This is a genomic window from Humibacter sp., assembly GCF_035547335.1.
Classification (GTDB): Bacteria; Actinomycetota; Actinomycetes; order Actinomycetales; family Microbacteriaceae; genus Humibacter.
The window spans coordinates 1-17,634 of sequence record NZ_DASZVF010000075.1 but is presented as its reverse complement, the minus strand read 5'-3'; the positions used below and the strand labels follow the sequence as shown (position 1 = coordinate 17,634).

General features: G+C 69.7%; 13 protein-coding genes. 6 read left to right on the top strand and 7 right to left on the bottom strand.

Translation table 11 applies throughout. The annotated features are described in order from the left end of the window. The first annotated feature begins 111 nt into the window (after nucleotides 1-111). Nucleotides 112-1,116: an N-acetylglucosamine kinase gene (locus tag VHB92_RS14975; RefSeq protein WP_325454567.1), complete on the top strand. Its 1,005-nt coding sequence runs from the start codon at nucleotides 112-114 to the stop codon at nucleotides 1,114-1,116. A gap of 128 nt (nucleotides 1,117-1,244) precedes the next feature. Here the strand turns inward: VHB92_RS14975 and hisS are convergent, their stop codons facing one another. Then, on the bottom strand, nucleotides 1,245-2,528 hold the full coding sequence (hisS, locus tag VHB92_RS14970) for a histidine--tRNA ligase (protein WP_325454566.1): 1,284 nt from the start codon (nucleotides 2,526-2,528) through the stop codon (nucleotides 1,245-1,247). Nucleotides 2,529-2,640: 112 nt separating this feature from the next. On the opposite strand from hisS, the gene VHB92_RS14965 reads away from it, so the two are divergent. Continuing rightward, entirely contained in the window at nucleotides 2,641-4,110 is a 1,470-nt protein-coding gene (locus VHB92_RS14965) for an MDR family MFS transporter (protein WP_414653121.1), read from the top strand. Nucleotides 4,111-4,214: 104 nt separating this feature from the next. Here VHB92_RS14965 and VHB92_RS14960 read toward each other — a convergent pair whose 3' ends face one another. Next, nucleotides 4,215-5,045 carry a MazG family protein gene (locus VHB92_RS14960; RefSeq protein ID WP_325454564.1) on the bottom strand — a complete coding sequence of 277 codons (831 nt, stop codon included), beginning with the start codon at nucleotides 5,043-5,045 and terminating at the stop codon, nucleotides 4,215-4,217. A 161-nt stretch (nucleotides 5,046-5,206) separates the two neighbouring features. Between VHB92_RS14960 and VHB92_RS14955 the strand changes: the two genes are divergently transcribed. Then, a complete protein-coding gene (locus VHB92_RS14955) occupies nucleotides 5,207-5,584 on the top strand; it encodes a VOC family protein (RefSeq protein WP_325454563.1) in 378 nt (125 codons plus the stop codon). Next, nucleotides 5,581-6,747: a Na+/H+ antiporter NhaA gene (locus tag VHB92_RS14950; RefSeq protein WP_325454562.1), complete on the top strand. Its 1,167-nt coding sequence runs from the start codon at nucleotides 5,581-5,583 to the stop codon at nucleotides 6,745-6,747. The genes VHB92_RS14955 and VHB92_RS14950 overlap by 4 nt, the downstream gene beginning before the upstream one ends. Nucleotides 6,748-6,943: 196 nt before the next feature. On the opposite strand, the gene VHB92_RS14945 is transcribed toward VHB92_RS14950, so the two are convergent. The 4 genes from VHB92_RS14945 to mfd all read right to left on the bottom strand — a co-directional run bounded on the left by VHB92_RS14945 (nucleotide 6,944) and on the right by mfd (nucleotide 15,261). Next, nucleotides 6,944-7,909 (bottom strand): aldo/keto reductase, encoded by a 966-nt coding sequence (locus VHB92_RS14945; protein WP_325454561.1) that lies wholly within the window; start codon nucleotides 7,907-7,909, stop codon nucleotides 6,944-6,946. Between the two features lie 39 nt (nucleotides 7,910-7,948). Then, the gene (locus VHB92_RS14940; protein WP_325454560.1) at nucleotides 7,949-9,847 is read right to left on the bottom strand and encodes a gamma-glutamyltransferase family protein; all 1,899 of its coding nucleotides are present in this window, start codon (nucleotides 9,845-9,847) and stop codon (nucleotides 7,949-7,951) included. Between the two features lie 4 nt (nucleotides 9,848-9,851). Continuing rightward, nucleotides 9,852-11,504, bottom strand: coding sequence for a fibronectin type III domain-containing protein (locus VHB92_RS14935; protein ID WP_325454559.1), 1,653 nt, complete (start codon nucleotides 11,502-11,504; stop codon nucleotides 9,852-9,854). 100 nt (nucleotides 11,505-11,604) lie between these two features. After that, complete coding sequence (mfd, locus tag VHB92_RS14930) at nucleotides 11,605-15,261, bottom strand: transcription-repair coupling factor (protein WP_325454558.1); 3,657 nt, start codon at nucleotides 15,259-15,261, stop codon at nucleotides 11,605-11,607. Nucleotides 15,262-15,435: 174 nt separating this feature from the next. Between mfd and VHB92_RS14925 the strand changes: the two genes are divergently transcribed. Next, nucleotides 15,436-16,008 carry a YceI family protein gene (locus VHB92_RS14925; RefSeq protein ID WP_325454557.1) on the top strand — a complete coding sequence of 191 codons (573 nt, stop codon included), beginning with the start codon at nucleotides 15,436-15,438 and terminating at the stop codon, nucleotides 16,006-16,008. 143 nt (nucleotides 16,009-16,151) lie between these two features. After that, on the top strand, nucleotides 16,152-16,412 hold the full coding sequence (locus VHB92_RS14920; RefSeq protein WP_325454556.1) for a hypothetical protein: 261 nt from the start codon (nucleotides 16,152-16,154) through the stop codon (nucleotides 16,410-16,412). Nucleotides 16,413-16,725: 313 nt separating this feature from the next. Here VHB92_RS14920 and VHB92_RS14915 read toward each other — a convergent pair. Beyond that, nucleotides 16,726-17,634: HNH endonuclease signature motif containing protein (locus tag VHB92_RS14915; protein ID WP_325454555.1), on the bottom strand; the 909-nt coding region annotated here is incomplete at its 5' end.

Here is a 17,634-nt window from a genome sequence, read left to right as displayed (position 1 = left end):
TCGGCAGTCGGGTTCACCTGAAAAACAATCTCACTTCGTCGTGCGGATGACTGAACAGTATTATCAGGACACCTGCTTCCCGGATCAAGTCCCGCAACCGAAACGCAACCAATGAGAAATCTGCTCGCCGTCGATGCCGGCGGTACCTCCACCCGAGCGGTCGTGCTCACGCCGGCCGGCCAGTGCGTCGGATACGGTGTCGCCGGCTCCGGAAATCCGATCTCATCGGGCATTGAGCACGCCGCACGCGAGGTCGTCAAGGCGACGGCTGCCGCGCTCGCCCAGGCTGGATCCGCCGCTCCCGATGCCCACGGCGCCCACGATGCGATGGCGGGGACGGCCGAGATCGCGGTGCTCGCGATGGCGGGTTCGCGCACCTACGTCTCGACCGACTGGATCACGTCGGCTCTCGCCGCAATCGACGTGCGCGGCCGGATCGTGCTGGAATCCGACCTGCTGGCGACCTTCTGCTCAGGGGCCTGGGAGCAGGACGGCTACGCGGTCGTGGCGGGAACCGGCTCGGCCGCCATCCGGGTGCACGGCGGCCGCCAGGAGGCGTCGGCCGACGGCCTCGGCTGGCTGCTCGGCGACGACGGATCCGGGTTCTGGCTCGGTGCGCGCACGGTACGCGCCGTCGCGGCGGAACTGGACAACCGCGGACCGCGCACGGCGCTCACTCCCCTGCTGCTGGCCGCGCTGGAGATACCGCCGGATGCCTCGACCGAGCCCGGCTACGACGGCAGGCCCGACGCACTGCGGCTGCTGCTGGATGCGGTCTATGCGTTGCGTCCGATCGAGCTGGCCCGCTTCGCACCGCTCGTGTTCGCCGCCGGCGACGACGAGGTCGCGACAGGGATCCTCGCGGACGCGCGTTCCGCACTGCACACCACACTCGCCGCCATCGACAGCGCGATCGTGCGTGGTCCCGTGGTGTGCGGCGGCGGCGTGCTCGGCACCCTGGGTCTGCCGATCGACGGCCTTCGAGGCGTGACCGAGGTGCGCACTGTCGCGGACGGCGCGGTGGGCGCCGCCGTGCTGGCGCTGCGCGCCAACGGCACGGCCGTCGACTGGGAGGTGTTCGAGCGGGTGCGGGAGACGCTAGCGGGACTGCGGTAGGGAGGCTCGGCGGGGCTGGGGAGCACGGGTTTCGACAGGCTCAACCCACGGTGCACGACCTCCCGCCGGTTGAGCTTGTCGAAACCGCACCGCAGCGGGGTTCAACAGGCTCAACCCTCGGGACGGGCTCAGGCGAGGTCGCGGAACTGCAGGTCGGAGACCTGGCGCGTGTCGCTCATCACCGGGGCGAACCGAGTGTAACCGGCATCCGCGAGTCGTTCGAGCAACGGCTTGAGGTTCTTCACGCGTCGTTCCAGGCGCACGCGTGCGCCGGAGCCGACGAGCTGCGTCTTGATCCTGAGCAGCGTCGCGGGCTCCACGTCGCGGTCGTAGACCAGCACGATGCCGTCCGTCTGCCGGTCCTCAGGCACCGTGATGAGGTCGACGATGCGCTCGAACCCGAGCGAGAATCCCACAGCGGGCACGTCCGTTCCGAGGAAGCGCCCGATCATGCCGTCGTAGCGGCCTCCGCCGCCCAGCGAGTAGCCGAGCTCCGGGTGCTGGATCTCGAAGATCGCCCCGGTGTAGTAGCCCATGCCGCGCACCAGATTGTGCGAGAACACGAGCGGAGTTCCGGGGGCGACGGCGGCGACGGCATCGCGGATCTCGTGCAGCTGACGATAGGCATCCGTGTCGAGCCATGCCGGCGGCGGCACGACGCCCCTGTCGAGGTTCCAGCCGTCGTCGGGAAGGCCGGACAGGCTCTCGGCCACCGTCTGCGAAGCGGAGTCGTCCACGAGCCCGAGGTCGACGAGCTCGGCGACGACGCCTTCCACGCCGATCTTGTCCTCTTTGTCGATCGTGATCATGGCGCGCTCGTAGTCGGCCTCGGCCACGCCCCACGAAGCGATGAGGCTCCGCAGGATGGCTCTGTGGTTGATGCGGATGGCGCATCCGGTGAGTCCGAGGGCGTCGAGCGTCGCGATCGTCGCCGTGATCAGCTCGATCTCGGCGATCGCACCCGGTTCTCCGATGATGTCGATGTCGCACTGCACGAACTGGCGGTACCGGCCCTTCTGCGGCCGCTCCGCACGCCAGACGGGTGCGATCTGGATGGACTTGAACACGTTGGGCAGCGCGGCCCGATGGCTGGCGTAGAAGCGGGCGAGCGGCACCGTCAGGTCGAAGCGCAGGCCGAGGTCGGTGAGTCCTTCGAGATCGCCGACGGCGGCGAGCTCGGCCACGGCGTCGGCGGAGAGGCCCCTGCGCAGGATGCCGAACGCGAGCTTCTCGTTGTCGCCGCCGAGCCCCGAGTGCAGCCGCGAGGCATCCTCCATGACGGGGGTCTCGATCTCGTCGAAGCCCTGCGCTGCGTAGCCGGCCCGGATGACGCCCAGCGCGTGCTCGCGCCTGGCCTTGTCGGCCGGGAGGAAATCGCGCATGCCACGAGGCGGGTTCACGGTGTTGGCCATGCGTTCATTCTTTCAGGACCGCGAGCAGCGCTCGGCGTGACCGAAACAGAGTTCCTTCCGGCGCGCCGAGCGGCGGGAATAGCGGAGAACGCATCCGGATTGCACCTGTTCGATGTCGGAGAACACGATCACTCGACGCGGCGTAGGACTCAGATCCGAGCGCGGCCCCATTCTGCTCTCGCTCATGCTCGCCACGTCGCTCGTGGCTCTGGACTCGACCATCATCGCCACGGCGTCGACGTCGATCTCGAAGGATCTCGGGCACTTCGACCAGCTGCCGTGGCTGTTCTCGATCTACGTTCTCGCTCAGGCTGTATCCGTGCCGGTGTACGGCCGGCTCGCTGACTTCTTCGGGCGCAAGCGGCTGATGATGATCGGCATCGGCCTGTTCCTCGTCGGGTCGATTCTCGCCGGCGCCGCGTGGTCGATGCCCGTGCTGATCGTCTCGCGCATCGTCCAGGGCCTGGGCGCCGGCGCTGTCCTGCCGATGAGCATGACGATCGCGAGCGATATCTACACGCTCCAGGAGCGCGCCAAGACGCAGGGCTATCTCGCGAGCGTCTGGGGCATCTCCGCGGTCGTCGGCCCGACCCTGGGCGGTGTATTCAGCGAGTTCGTGAGCTGGCGGTGGATCTTCTTCATCAACATCCCGCTCTCGCTGCTCGCGGCGTGGATGCTGTGGCGCAAGTTCACCGAGCGCACCCACGGCGAGCGCACCCGCCCGCGCATCGACTACGCCGGTGCGCTGCTGCTGACGGCGGGCACGGCGCTCGTCATCCTCGGCCTGCTCGAGGGCGGAACAGCCTGGAAGTGGAACTCCGCCACCTCGATCGCCATCTTCGCGGTGGGAGCTGCCGCGCTCGCGGCGTTCGTGTTCGTCGAACGCACGGCGCAGCATCCGATCCTTCCCTTGGGAGTGCTCGGCAGGCGCGTGATCTGGGCGTCGACCATCGCGAGCCTGCTGATCGGCGCCGTGGTGCTGGGGCTGTCGACGTACGTTCCGATCTACGCGCAGAATGTTCTCGGCGTGAACGCCTTGATCGCTGGTTTCGCACTCGCCGCGCTCACCGTGGGCTGGCCGCTGACCGCGTCGATCGCCGGCAGGTTCTACCTGCGCATGGGGTTCCGCTGGACGGCCGTCATCGGCTCTGGCGTCGTCGTCGTGGGAGCGCTCCTGCTGCTCACGCTCGGCGCCGGCAGCAACGTCTGGCTCGTCGGAGTGTTCTGCTTCGTGATCGGAGCCGGCATGGGACTCACCGCGGTCCCGACGCTCATCGCCGCGCAGACGTCGGTCGGCTGGCAGGAGCGTGGCATGGTGACGGGCACGAACATGTTCGCGAGGTCGATCGGCTCGGCCGTCGGTGTCGCCGTGTTCGGCGCGATCGTGAACGGCAACACGACCATCGGCGCAGACGGAACGCCGCACGGGCCACAACTCTCGGATGCGGTGCACCTCGTGTTCGCCGGCATCGCGATCGTGGCCGTCGCGCTGTTCGCGACCGTGCTGCTCATGCCGGGACGCGAGAACGCCGCGGTCTCCGACGAGTCGGACGCCTCCGCGGGGGCCGCAGCGGCCCTGTAGTCCTGCCCGGGGCTGCGGTCCGGTCCGGCCCGCACACCTGCCGCACGGGACGGTGTGCCGGCGCGCATGGGGTCAGAGCCAATCGGCGGGCGTGGCGATCCGCCTCAGGCATCGCCGACCTGTCCCGCTGCGGTGCCGTGCTCCCGCGCTCGGATGTCGTCCTGCAGCGACCGGATGGCCACGCGAAGTGCTCGCTCGGCATCCAGCCCGTCCTCGCGAGCCGACGCGACGATCCGCAGCAGCACCGCCCCCAACTCGCGCTCGCTCGTCGCCGCCGCGGTCTCCGTCTCCGAGTCCGCCCGCGCGACCTCGACGCCCACCCGTGCGGCACGGCCGATCACCTTGTCCGCCAGGGCGAGCGCGGGCATCCCCGGCGGGATGCCGTCGAGCACGCTGTTCCGATTGCGCTTCTCCGCGGCTTTGGCCGCCATCCAGAGCCGCAGCACGTCTTCGGGCGTCTCCGCGACCTCGTCGCCGAAGACGTGCGGATGCCGCCGCACCATCTTCTGCGTGACGCGCGCCGCGACATCCTGGATGTCGAACTCCTCCCCCGCCGTTCGCGACGCGATCTCGGAATGGAACGCCACCTGCCAGAGCACGTCGCCGAGCTCCTCGATGACCTCGTCCGTCGTGCCGGCCTCGATGGCATCCACGAGCTCGTACGTCTCCTCGATGAGGTAGGGCACGAGGGTCTCGTGCGTCATGGTCTGCGACCACACGCATTTGTCGAGAACGGATGCCATTGCGCTCGCGAACACGTCCAGCGCCGACACGTCGGCCGATGGTGCGGCCTCTGCTGCCGCCGACGCGCCGGCCGATGGCCCGGCCGATGCCGCCGATGACGCCACCGACGACGGCCCCGGTGCTCGCTGCGGCGCTCGCGCGACGTCGCCCGACGTGGCAGTTCGCGCATGGTTCGGTGCATCCTCCGACATGACGGCTCCCCTCCTCGGCCCTTTCATCGTGGCACGTGCCCGCTTTCGGGAACACGGCGAGCACCCCGCCGCGCACCGGGCACACGCGACGCGGCCGGAGCGCGCCCGACGCGTGCCGGAGGTGCACCGGGACGCCGTTGCCGCCGCCCTAGGCTGGAAGCGTGACAAGCGTGCGCAGAATCGTCGTGTCGGTGTCGGATCTCGAGCGGTCGTCGGCGGTGTACTCCGGCGCTCTCGGGCTGGAGCCGCTCTGGGCCAACGAGGACGTGGCCAGGCTGCGCGCCGGCGATGCGGAGCTGATGCTGCACAGACGCACACCGACCCCTGCGGAGTTCGGGGTCGCGGCGACGTTCGCGGTCGACGACGTCGACTCGGTCACGACCGCGGCCGTGAGTGCGGGAGCCGAGCTCGTGCACGGCCCCGACGACGAGCCGTGGGGCGAGCGTCAGAGCGTGCTGCGCGATCCGGACGGCCACCTGTTCTGCGTCGTCACTCCGATTCAGGAGCACGGGACCGCCGGAACCGCCGGAACCGCATGAGCCTGATCCGATCGGAGCGCGCGGCGGCAGGCATCCTGCTCGGGGCGGCCGTTCTCGGTCTCGTGGTCGCGAACACGCCCTTCGGACCGGTGGTGCAGAGCGTCAAGGACGCGCAGCTGGGACCGGCCGCGCTTCACCTGCAGCTCAGCGTCGGCGCCTGGATCAGCGACGGCCTGCTCGCGGTGTTCTTCTTCATCGTCGCGATCGAGCTGCGGCACGAGCTGACGGTGGGCGAGCTGAGCTCGTGGCGGAAGGCGTTGCACCCCGCGATCGCCGCGCTCTTCGGCGTCGCGGTGCCCGCGTGCATCTTCCTGGTGTTCGCCGCCGGCAGCGGATTCCAGAACGGCTGGCCCATCCCCACCGCCACCGACATCGCGTTCGCGCTCGGAGTGCTCGCGGTGTTCGGCCGAGGTCTGCCGCACCGTCTCCGCGTCTTCCTGCTCGCGCTCGCCGTGCTCGACGACCTGATCGCGATCCTCATCATCGCCGTGTTCTTCACCAGGAACCCGAACCTCGTCGACCTGGCCGTAGCCGCCGTCTGCGTCGTGGCGTTCTGGCTGCTCAGCCGGATGCTGCGCGGCAGGCTGCGCGGGCCCGTCGCCGTTCTCATGGTGCTCGTCGGCATCCTCACCTGGATGCTCGTGCACGACTCCGGCGTGCACGCGACCATAGCCGGTGTCGCTCTCGGCCTCGTGATGTCGCGTCCGCCGGCACGCGCCACCGCCCACGCGCTCGAACCGTGGTCGAACGGCGTTGTGCTTCCGGTGTTCGCGTTCTCGGCCGCCCTGGTCGCGGTGCCTGCCGTGCCGATCGGCGGACTCTCTCCGGCGTTCTGGGGCATCCTCGTCGCGCTCCCCGTCGGCAAGCTCATCGGCATCACGCTCGGCGGCTGGATCGGCGGCAGGATCGGTTCCCGATCGAGCGGTCAGCCGACGGGGATGCTCGACACGCTGGTCGTCGCCGCACTGGGCGGCATCGGGTTCACGGTCTCGCTGCTGATGAACGAGCTCGCGTTCGCACACTCCGACGTGGTGCGCGACGAGGGGGTGCTCGCGGTGCTGCTCGGGTCATCCGTCTCGATCGTGGCGGGCGGTATCGCCGTCGCCCTGCTCGCGAAGCGGTACCGGCGGCTGCACCCGCACCACGAGCGGTCCGCTGCGTAGCGCGGCCGCCGCACCACCGCGACACCGGACCAGCGCGACACCGCACCACCGCGACACCGGACCAGCGCGACACCGCACCGCCGCCGGTCCCGTAGTTGCCGAGCGGTCCCCTTGTTCGCGTCAATTACCGGCCCGCTCGTCAGTATGCGGACCCGTCGCTGGTGGAGGTGGTGACGACGGGCGGCGCAGTGAGGCCCTACGCGGGGAACAGCGCGGAGACCTCGGCGACCTCGTCGGGAGTGGGACTCCACGCCGTCGCGGCCTCCGCGTTCGCCACCACCTGCTCGGCCGAGGTCGCTCCTGCGATCACGCTCGTGAGGCCGGGCTGTGCGAGCAGCCAGCCGAACGTGGCCTGCACCATCGTGATGTCGCGCTCGTCGCAGAAGCGCTGGAACGCGTCGAGGGCATCCCAGGGCGCTTCGTCGAGGATGTGCTTGCGCTGCCGCATGATGCGGGAGTCGCCTGGGCCGCCGCTTCGCGAGAACTTGCCGGTGAACAGGCCGTTGTAGAGCGGGAAGTACGGCAGGAAGCCGAGACCGTAGTGCCGCACGGCAGGGAGCACGCCATGCTCCACGCCGCGATGCGCGAGGTTGTACTCGTTCTGGGCGGAGACGAACCGCGGATGCCCGTGCAGCACCGCCTGATACTCCGCGTCGGCGATCTGCCAGGCCGCGAGGTTCGAGTGGCCGATGTAGCGCACCTTGCCCTCGGCGATGAGGTCGTCGAGCACGTCGAGGGTCTCCTCGATGGGTGTCGCGCCGTCTGGCGCGTGCAGCTGGTACAGGTCTATCCAGTCGGTCTGCAGCCGGGTGAGCGACGACTCGACGGCGCGGCGCACGTATCGGCGGGACCCGCGGGCGCCCCAGTCCGGACCGTTGGCTCCGCGCATGTCCATCCCGAACTTGGTCGCCAGCACGATGCGGTCGCGCTTGCCGCGAAGGGCGTTGCCCATCAGCGTCTCGCTCAGGCCGGGCTCTTTGCCGTAGATGTCCGCGGTGTCGAAGAGCGTGACGCCCGCGTCGATGGCGGCGTCGATCACCGCATCCGTTCCCTCCTGCGTCTCCGTTCGGGTGCCGGCCCGTCCGAAGTTGTTGCAGCCGAGGCCCACCGTCGAGACGAGAAGGCCGGAGGGTCCGAGAGTGCGATAGTCGATGTCTGCCATGGCATCGAGGCTAGGGCGTGCGCCCCGCGCGCGACGGGGTCAGCGGCCCGCGGCGTAGCCCTGCATGCCCCGCGGGTTCGCCGCTGCCCAGAGCACGGCGGGCTCCCGAGCGCTCGTCGCCGGCTGGATGCCGACGCCGCTCAGCCGGCCGAGCGTCCACCCGCCGGAGACGGTCACCCTGTGGCCCCTGCGCTCGAGCTCGTCGATGACGTCGCGGCCCACTCGGTCCTCGACGACGAGACCCGCCGGCTCCCAGTCCCGCGGCCAGAAACTGGAGACGTGGTGCGTGGTGTGAAAGGTGGGGGCGTCGATCGCGGCCTGCGCATCCCAGCCGCCCACGAGCATCCTGAGCAGGGCGGGCAGCTGCCACTGGTCCTGCTGATCTCCCCCCGGGGTGCCGAGCGTGACGATGCGCTCGTCGCCGCGATCGGATGCCGTCACCAGCGTCGCCGAGAGCGTCGTGCGCGGGCGCGCGCCGGGTCGCAGCGCCGACGGGGAGCGCTCGTCGAGCCAGGTCATCTGCAGCCGCGTGCCCAGGCAGAATCCCAGCTCGGGCACGGTCGGCGAGGACTGCAGCCAGCCACCGGACGGGGTGATCGTGACGACGTTGCCCATGCTGTCCGCGACGTCGAGGTGGCACGTGTCGCCCCTCGTCTGCCCGTGCCGGTCGACGGTGGGCTCACCGACACCAGCACCGGCACCAGCACCAGCACCGGCACCGGCACCGGCTGACCGATGGTCGACCTCGGCAAGGCCGTCCTTGCCTGCACCGACGCTCGCGGGAGGAAGGAAAGGGGTTCTACCGTCCGGCAATCCAGGGCGGAGCTCCGTGCTCGCCCGGTCGTCGATGAGCGCCGCGCGTGAGCGCGCGTACTCCGCAGAGAGGAGCGTGCGTAGCGGCACGTCCGCGACGTGCGGATCGCCGTACCACGCGTCCCGGTCGGCAAGCGCCAGCTTCTCCGCCTCGGCGATGACGTGGATGCCGAACGCCGTCGACGGGTCCAGGTGCTCGTCGGTGAGGCCGTGCATCCCGCCATACGCGTCGAGGATGGCGAGCGTCTGCAGCAGCACAGGCCCCTGGCCCCACGGACCCGTCTTGTGGATCCGGAACCCGCGGAAGTCGAGCACGACCGGGTCTTCGTCGCTCGCCCGGAACGCCGCCACGTCGTGCGCGGTGAGCACCCCTGCATGGTCACGGCCGTCGCTGTGCCTGTGCGGCGTACGGGCGAAAGCCTCGATCGCCTCGGCGACGAACCCTGTCGACCATTCCGCTCGCGCGGCGTCGATGCGCGCCTCCCGAGTCGCGGCATCCTCACCGGCCCCCACCAGCCGGCGCAGCACCCCGGCGTACGCCGGGTTCACGATCAGCTCGCCCGCTTTCGGTGCTCGGCCGTCGGCGTGCAGCCAGAGCGCCGCGGACGTCGGCCAGTGCTCGACGAACAGGTCGCGAACACGTTCGATGGTGAGCGCGGCAGAGGGCAGGAGCGGATGCCCGTTCTCGGCGTATCCGATCGCGTACTGCAGCACGTCCGCGAGCTCCCAGGTTCCGTGGTCCGCGAGCAGCGTGAACCACGCGTCCACCGCCCCCGGAACCGCAGCGGCCAGGGCGCCGGCGCCAGGGACATCCTCGAGCCCTTCGCCGTCGCGGTAGTGCTCGATCGTCGCGGCCGCTGGTGCCGGCCCCTGACCCATGAGCACGCGCACCTCTCCCCCTGCCGTGCGGTACAGGCCGGTGAGGTCGCCGCCCGGGCCGTTCAGGTGCGGCTCGACGACGTGCAGCACGAAACCCGCTGCGACGGCGGCGTCGAACGCGTTGCCGCCGCGCTCCAGCACGGACTGGGCCGTTGCGGTCGCCAGCCAGTGGGTGGCGGCGGCCATGCCGAACGTGCCGCGGAGCGTCGGACGGGTCGTGAAAGCGGGGGCGGGAGTGAACGTCACTCGGTCAACGGTAGCGACTGGCACCGTGGCCGGGAGCGACACCGTCACCCGGACCACCGGCGACCGCCCGGTCAGCGGCCTGGCTGTGCCGCGACCGGCGTCGCGCGAGCATCAGGACAACGACTCCGGTCAGCAGCAGCGCGGCCGCGAGCAGCACGGCTGCTGTCGGAGCGCTCGAGCCGCTCTCCGCCAGCTGTGTCGCCGAGTGATCCGGCGAAGCCGCGGATCCGGGTGTGACGGGCCCGGAGGCGGTCGCATCCGCTCCGATGGTGAGGTCGTTCACCGAGGCGACGGCGACCAGGTACGGCGTGCCGTTCGTCAGCCCGGTCAGTTGTGCGTCGGCCTCCACAGCACCCACCACCGTGGTCGAGACGAGGTCTCCGCCCACGGTGCGCAGGGTGACCACGAAGCCCGTCGGCCGGTCGTCGCCCGAGGCGGAGGGCGGTGTCCAGGCGACGGCGATCGTCCGATCTCCCGCCGTTGCCGTCACCGCTGAAGGTGGCGATGCCGCACCGGTTGCCGCGTGGATGACGACGGCGCCGTTCTCGTTGTCGAATCCGATCACATGGCTGAGGTAGAAGTCGTTGCCCGCGTTGAAGTAGTCGGCGGTGGCGCTCCGCTCGACGGGGAACTGGTCGTACTGGTGCGGCACGTGCCCCGTTGAGGGCAGCCGAGCGAACGGCGGACCTCCTGCATGCGTGGCGAACGAGATGACGGCGTCGGCGGAGACGGTCGCGATCGCCTTGCTCGTCGCCGGCGGCGTGGTCGGCGTGACCACCGAGTCGAACATGTCGCCGTTGATCTTGCCCGTGCTCTGACCCGTGTCGAGCACCGTGTTCTTGCAGGACGTGCCGACGTTCGCGCCCAGGCTGATGGTCCAGCAGATGACGGGCGGCTTGAAGATGCGCTGCCCGTTGGGATAGTGGAGCCCGTCCTGGTCTTCGCGCTGGATCGTGGTGTCGCCGCCGGATCCGGGCGCCGGCCGTCCGAGACGGATGTGGGGCGACGCCGAGGTGAAGTCGATGGTGTACCCGCTGGAGTAGTCCGGACCGAGCTGTGCGAGAACGGAATACAAGCCGTCCGGCGGCTCGATGTTCTTCGTGGCGTTCTTCGACTGGGCGATCCCGATCACGCCCTGCACGCCGTCCTTGTAGCCCAGGCAGTGCGGAGTGCACGAGTCGGCATCCAGAAAGGCTGCCTGCTCGGGTGTCGAGACCGTGCCCGTCGACGTGGTCACCGTCACTGTGGCGAGTGCGATCTGGCCGGATGCCGCCGTGCCGTCGTACTGGATGCTCTGCGGGATGCCGGTCTCATCGATCGGGGTGGTCGGATCGATGATCGATCCGGGGAAGGTGACGAGAAAGCTCGTTCCCTCGTCGATCATCATCTTCACGGGCGTGCTGCCGTTGATGGAGACCTCGACGATGGGCAAATAGCCGCCATCGACCGCTGTGTCGAGGTCGACAGGGATGTCGGGCTGCGTCTCCGCCGGTGCGGCCTGGGCGGACGCAACCGCACCGGACGCCGCCCCACCGGATGCCACCTCACCGGCGGCCGGCGTCGAGACGAGCATCGGCCCGGCCGCCGCCAGAGCGATCCCGAGCAGGCCGAGGCCGATCATCCGCCCCGCCCGAGCAACCGAGATCTTCCGATTCATGCGCAAACCCCCCGGCTCCGCGCGGAAAGTGCCACCGGACGGCGCCCGGCGGCGTCATGCTACTCCGCGCCGGGTGCCGCGGGGAGAGCGGTCGCGGCGCTCAGGACGCCGACGTCGTCGAGGCGGACTCGGTCTCCTGCGCGGGGAAGATCGCATCCAGCAGCGACCGCACCCACTCGATGAGCTCGGCATCGGGCAGCGTCGCACCGTCCTTCTCCGGCAGCGGAACGAGCGCGACCTTCTGCGCCGCGATGAGGCGCGCCTTCGGGTACATGCGCTGCAGCCGCACCTGGATGGAATCGGGCAGCTCGGCCGGCGCGACGCGGAGGTTGGACCCCATGGCCACCAGGTCGGAGAGCCCGGCCTGCTGCGCGCGTCTGCGCAACCGCGACACGGAGATCAGGTTCGTCACGGCCTCGGGCGGCTCGCCGTAGCGGTCGGTGAGCTCCTCCAGAACGAGGTCGATGGCGTCCGGCTTCGCGTTCGGGCCCGACGCCGCCGACAGCTTCTGGTACGCCTCCAGCCGCAGCCGCTCCGAGTCGACGTACTCCTCGGGGATGTGCGCGTCCACCGGCAGCTCTAGCCGCAGCTCGGTCTGCCCTTCCGCGACCTCGCCGCGGAACGTCCCGACCGCCTCGCCGATCATGCGCAGGTAGAGGTCGAACCCGACGCCCGCGATGTGTCCGGACTGCTCTCCGCCGAGCAGATTGCCCGCACCGCGGATCTCGAGGTCTTTCAACGCCACCTGCATGCCGCTGCCCAGTTCGTTGTTCGCGGCGATGGTGGAGAGCCGGTCGTGGGCGGTCTCGGACAGCGGCTTGTCGGCGTCCCACAGGAAGTACGCGTATGCCCGCTCACGGCCTCTGCCCACCCGACCGCGAAGCTGGTGCAGCTGGGAAAGCCCGTACTTGTCGGCGCGGTCGATGATGATCGTGTTCGCGTTGGCGATGTCGAGGCCGGTCTCGATGATCGTCGTGCACACGAGCACGTCGAACTTGCGCTCCCAGAAGTCGACCACCATCTGTTCGAGCACGTGCTCGTTCATCTGGCCGTGCGCCACCGCGATGCGCGCCTCTGGCACGAGCTCGGCGAGCTGCGACGCGACGCGCTGGATGCTCGACACCCGGTTGTGCACGAAGAACACCTGACCCTCGCGCAACAGTTCGCGGCGGATAGCGGCCGCCACCTGCCTCTCCGAGTACGGTCCCACGAATGTGAGGATGGGATGCCGGTCTTCCGGCGGCGTCGCCAGCGTGGACATCTCGCGGATGCCGGTGACGGCCATCTCCAGCGTGCGCGGGATGGGTGTCGCGCTCATCGCGAGCACGTCGACGTTCGTCTTCAGCCTCTTCAGCGCGTCCTTGTGCTCGACGCCGAACCGCTGCTCCTCGTCGATGACGACGAGGCCGAGGTCCTTGATCCGCAGATCCTTCGACAACAGCCTGTGCGTGCCGATCACGACGTCGATCGTGCCGTCGGCCAGCCCGTCGAGCACCTCCTTGGCCTCACGGTCGGTCTGGAACCGGCTGAGCGCCCTGAGGTGCACGGGGAAGCCGGCGAACCGTTCCTGGAACGTCTCGAAGTGCTGTCGCACGAGCAGCGTCGTCGGCACGAGCACCAGCACCTGCTTGCCGTCCTGCACCGCCTTGAACGCGGCGCGCACCGCGATCTCGGTCTTGCCGAATCCGACGTCGCCGGAGATGAGCCGGTCCATCGGGATGGGCCGCTCCATGTCGGCCTTCACCTCGTCGATGGTCTGCAGCTGGTCGGGCGTCTCGACGAACGGGAACGCCTCCTCCAGCTCGTGCTGCCACGGGGTATCCGGCCCGAACGCGTGCCCCTTCGAGGCCATGCGCGCCGAGTACAGCTTCACAAGCTCGACGGCGATGTCGCGGACCGCCTTGCGAGCGCGGCCCTTCGCCTGCGACCAGTCGCTGCCGCCCATCTTGGACAGCTGCGGCGCCTCGCCGCCCACGTACCGGCTCAACAGGTCGAGCTGGTCGGTGGGAACGTAGAGCTTGTCGCCCGGGTACCCGCGCTTCGATGGCGCGTACTCCAGCACGAGGTACTCGCGCTTCGACTTCACGGCGTTGCGGCCGCCCGACGAGACCTCGCGCTGCACGAGCTCGACGAACCTGCCGATGCCGTGCGTCTCGTGCACCACGTAGTCACCCGCCTTCAGCTGCAGCGGGTCGACGACGTTCTTGCGGCGAACGCCGAGCTTCTTCACCTGGCGGGCGTCGTATCCGATCGTGCGGCCGTAGAACTCCGTCTCGCCGATCAGAGCGAGCCTGGCCTCCTGCAGCTCGAACCCCTGCTCGACGGATGCCGCCAGCACGTACGCGACGCCGGTCTCGGCATCCTGCGGATAGTCGTCCACCTGGCGCGCGGCCACACCGCGCTCGGCGAGCACGTCGACGGCACGCTCCACGAGCCCGTGGCCCTCCGCCACGATCGCGACCCGCCAGCCGTCGGACAGAAGCTGCGCCACATGGCTGATGGCGCCGTCGACGTTGCCTGCGAAGCTCGGCACCGCCTCCGCCGCCACGCGCACGTAGTCGCCCGCGGATTCGACGAGGTCCGCGACGGACTGCTCGGCGATCGGAACGTTGCCGGGCCCGACGGGCTCAGCGCCTCCCGTGTCGAAGCTCGAGAACGTCCACCACGGATGGTCGGGCGCCTTCTGACCCGGACGGCTCAGCTGGGCGGCGTCGCGCAGCTGGCGCAACGACATGAAGTCGCCGGACGCGAGGTCGATCGGTGCGGCGGCGCCGACGGTGGCCGCGCTCCACGCCGCCTCCAAAAACTCGCGGTTGGTCTCCGCGAGGCTCAGCGCCCTGGCCGCAACCCGTTCTGGGGACATCACCGCGACGGCCGCGCCGTCGGGCAGGTAGTCGGTCAGCGGCACGAGTTCGTCGACGAGCGCAGGCGCGAGCGATTCCATGCCTTCGACCGGGATGCCCTCCGCCACTTTCGTCAGCAGCTGCTCCAGGCCAGGGAACTCATGCGCCATCTCAGCGGCACGTTGCCGCACGGCGTCGGTCAGCAGCAGCTCACGCGCCGGCGCCAGCTCCACGTTCTGCACCTCGTGCGTGAGCGATCTCTGGTCCGCCACGGAGAACGGCCGGATCTGCTCCACCTCGTCGCCGAAGAAGTCGACGCGCACCGGATGCTCCGCCGTCGGCGGGAACACGTCGAGGATGCCGCCGCGCACGGCGAACTCACCGCGTCTGGTGACCATGTCCACTCGCGCATACGCCATGTCGACGAGTCGCGAGGAGATGCCGGTGAGGTCGTGACCACGACTGCCGGCAGCGAGCTCGATCGGCTCCAGCAGGTGCAGGCCCGACGCGAGCGGCTGCAGCGCGGCGCGCACCGAGGCGACCACGACGAGCGGATGCCCGTCATCCGGTGTCCATGACCCGAGTCGGCGCAGCGCGGAGAGTCTCTTTCCCACGATCTCGGCGCTCGGGCTGAGCCGCTCGTGCGGCAGCGTCTCCCACGCGGGGAACTCCACCACCTCGGCGTGCGGCGCGACCGAGCCGAGTGCTGAGCGCAGCGCCTCGGACTCGCGGCCGGTTGCGGTGACGACGAGCAATACCTGCTTGTCGCGCGGACGGGTGCCGAGCAGCGCCGAGGCGAGGGGGACGCGCAGACCTGTCGTCACGGAGAAGTCGGCGTCGCGATTCGCGTAGGCGAGGGCGTCAGCGAATGTCTGGGCACGCGAAAGCGCCCCGGTCAAGCCCTCGAGGATCACTGGATCAAGTGTACGGATCCGGTCCGACACCGTTGTCGCGCAAGAAAAGTTCACCGGTCGGGAATACCTGCGCAGAGCATGCGTTTGCATACACGACTCGGGGCATCAGCATCCGTCATCAAGGCGACCGACCACCCGGCGCCTGCCCAGCATTCGTTCGACCAGAGGAGAACCATGACCGACACCGCAACGACCACGCTCGACATCCCCGGCTACCGCGAGGGCACCTGGGTCATCGACCCGGCGCACAGCGAGGTCGCGTTCAGCATCCGCCACCTGATGATCAGCAAGGTCAAGGGCAAGTTCGAGCGCTTCCAGGCCACGTTCGTCACGCCCGCGAACCCGCTCGAGGCGAGTGTGACGGCGAGCGCCGAGGTCGCATCCATCTCCACGGGCGACCCGAACCGCGACGGCCACCTTCGTACCGGCGACTTCTTCGAGGCCGAGACCTACCCCACCATCGACTTCGTCTCGACCGGTGCTCGCGTCGAGCGCGGCGAGTTCCTCGTCGACGGCAACCTGACGATCAAGGGCATCACGAAGCCCGTCACGTTCGAGTTCGACTTCGGCGGCTTCGGCGGCGACCCGTACGGCAACTACAAGGCCGGGGCGAGCGCCAAGACGGTCATCAACCGCGAGGACTTCGGCCTCACCTACAACGCGGCGCTCGAGACCGGCGGAATGCTGCTCGGCGACACGGTGACCATCACCATCGAGCTGCAGGCCGCGCTGCAGCAGGACGCCTGACACCTCGGTCATCGCGTCACTCGAGGGCACACCTCACCGGGAGCACCCCGTCGTCCACCTGGATGGCGGGGTGCTTCTGCGTTGCGGGACAACCGGGCGAGGTCGTCCTGTCGCGCACGGGATGCACGGCCTAGGCTCGCCTCATGGCCACCGAGATCACGACTATCGACTACATGGTTCCCGCCGACGTGTACGCGCGCTACGGCGCCGACTTCGACACGGAGGCGGCCAACGACGCCGTGCTCGCCGAGCTCAATGCGATCATCCCCGAGGGGATCGTGGTGCACCGCAACGGAAAGGTGTTCGCGGAGAAGGACGTGGAAGACGTCGCACGCGGGCTGGACTGGCAGCAGCTGCTCGACCACATCGACGTGGACCAGATCCTGGCGACGCACGGGCGCTAGGCGCTGAGGAAGCGGCATTCGCGACGTCGTCGTGCGCACCCTCGCCTGGTCTCTTTTCGCGGACATGCCCCCGCCGCGCTGCGCGCGGCTCCCGCCAGACCCGATGCCAGCCGCGAAAAGAGACCAGGCGAGGCCACGCTGGCACCCATCGCGCTCTCGCGGGCCTGCCCCCGCCATGCTGGCACCCATCGCGCTCTCGCGGGCCTGCCCCCGCCGCGCTGCGCGTGACTCCCGCCGGGCCCCATGCCAGCCGCGAAAAGAGACCAGGCGGGCCTGCATACCGCACCCTGCAGCCCCTACATACTCGACCGCCCTACCCGCTCGCGGTGAGCTTCGACCCGTGGTCTCCCGTGAGGGCTGGCCGCAAGGCTGACCGCTTCATCCGACCCGACCGCCCGTCGCCGGCCGGACGCCAGCTTCCGTGCGGGTCGATCCATCCTGGCGGTCGCACGTAGGGCACGCCGCGTCGCATGTCGACGCTCCAGCCCGAGGTCTCGATGGTGCGATGATGGAACCAGCAGAGTGATACTCCGTTGTCGGTGTGGGTCGGACCACCACGAGTGTGCTCGGTGACGTGATGGATCTCGCACCAGCCGGCCGGCACCGTGCATCCAGGGATGACGCATCCCCCGTCTCGCACGAAGATGGCGCGCCGCTGCTGCGGCGTGAAGATGCGGTCGGGCGCACCCAGCGAGATCAACCGCCCCGCGGAGCTCATCAGAACGCGCTGCACACCCCCGGCGCACGCGAGCTGGGTGACGGCCTGCATCGACACCGGCTCGTCGACCCCGTCGATCCAGCCTGCACCGCTCCCGGACTCGAGATCGTCCAGGTCGACGCGCACGAGCACCGTCGGTGCCGCTCCCCCGATGGTGGGAAGCTCCGCGGAGCGTGCCGCGGCATCGACGAGAGCCGCGAACGCGTCATGCCGCTTCTGCCCTGAGGTCCGCTCGTCGGCCTGCGTCGCTTCGAGCTCGCGCGCATCCTCGTCGCTGAGAAACTTCGGGGCGGTCTTCGGCGAGACACACGCATCCAGGGCACGCTCCAGCTTGCCGGACACCTCCGGCATGAGGTCCATTCGGTAGCGCACGAGGCCGTCGCGCGTGCCGAGCCGGGTCAGCCCGCGGTGCCGCATGGCCTCCTCGGCGCGCAGCTCGACGCCGTCCCGGTCGAGCGCCGTCTGCCACACCGTCGCCTGAACTCGGGTCTGATCGGGAGTGAA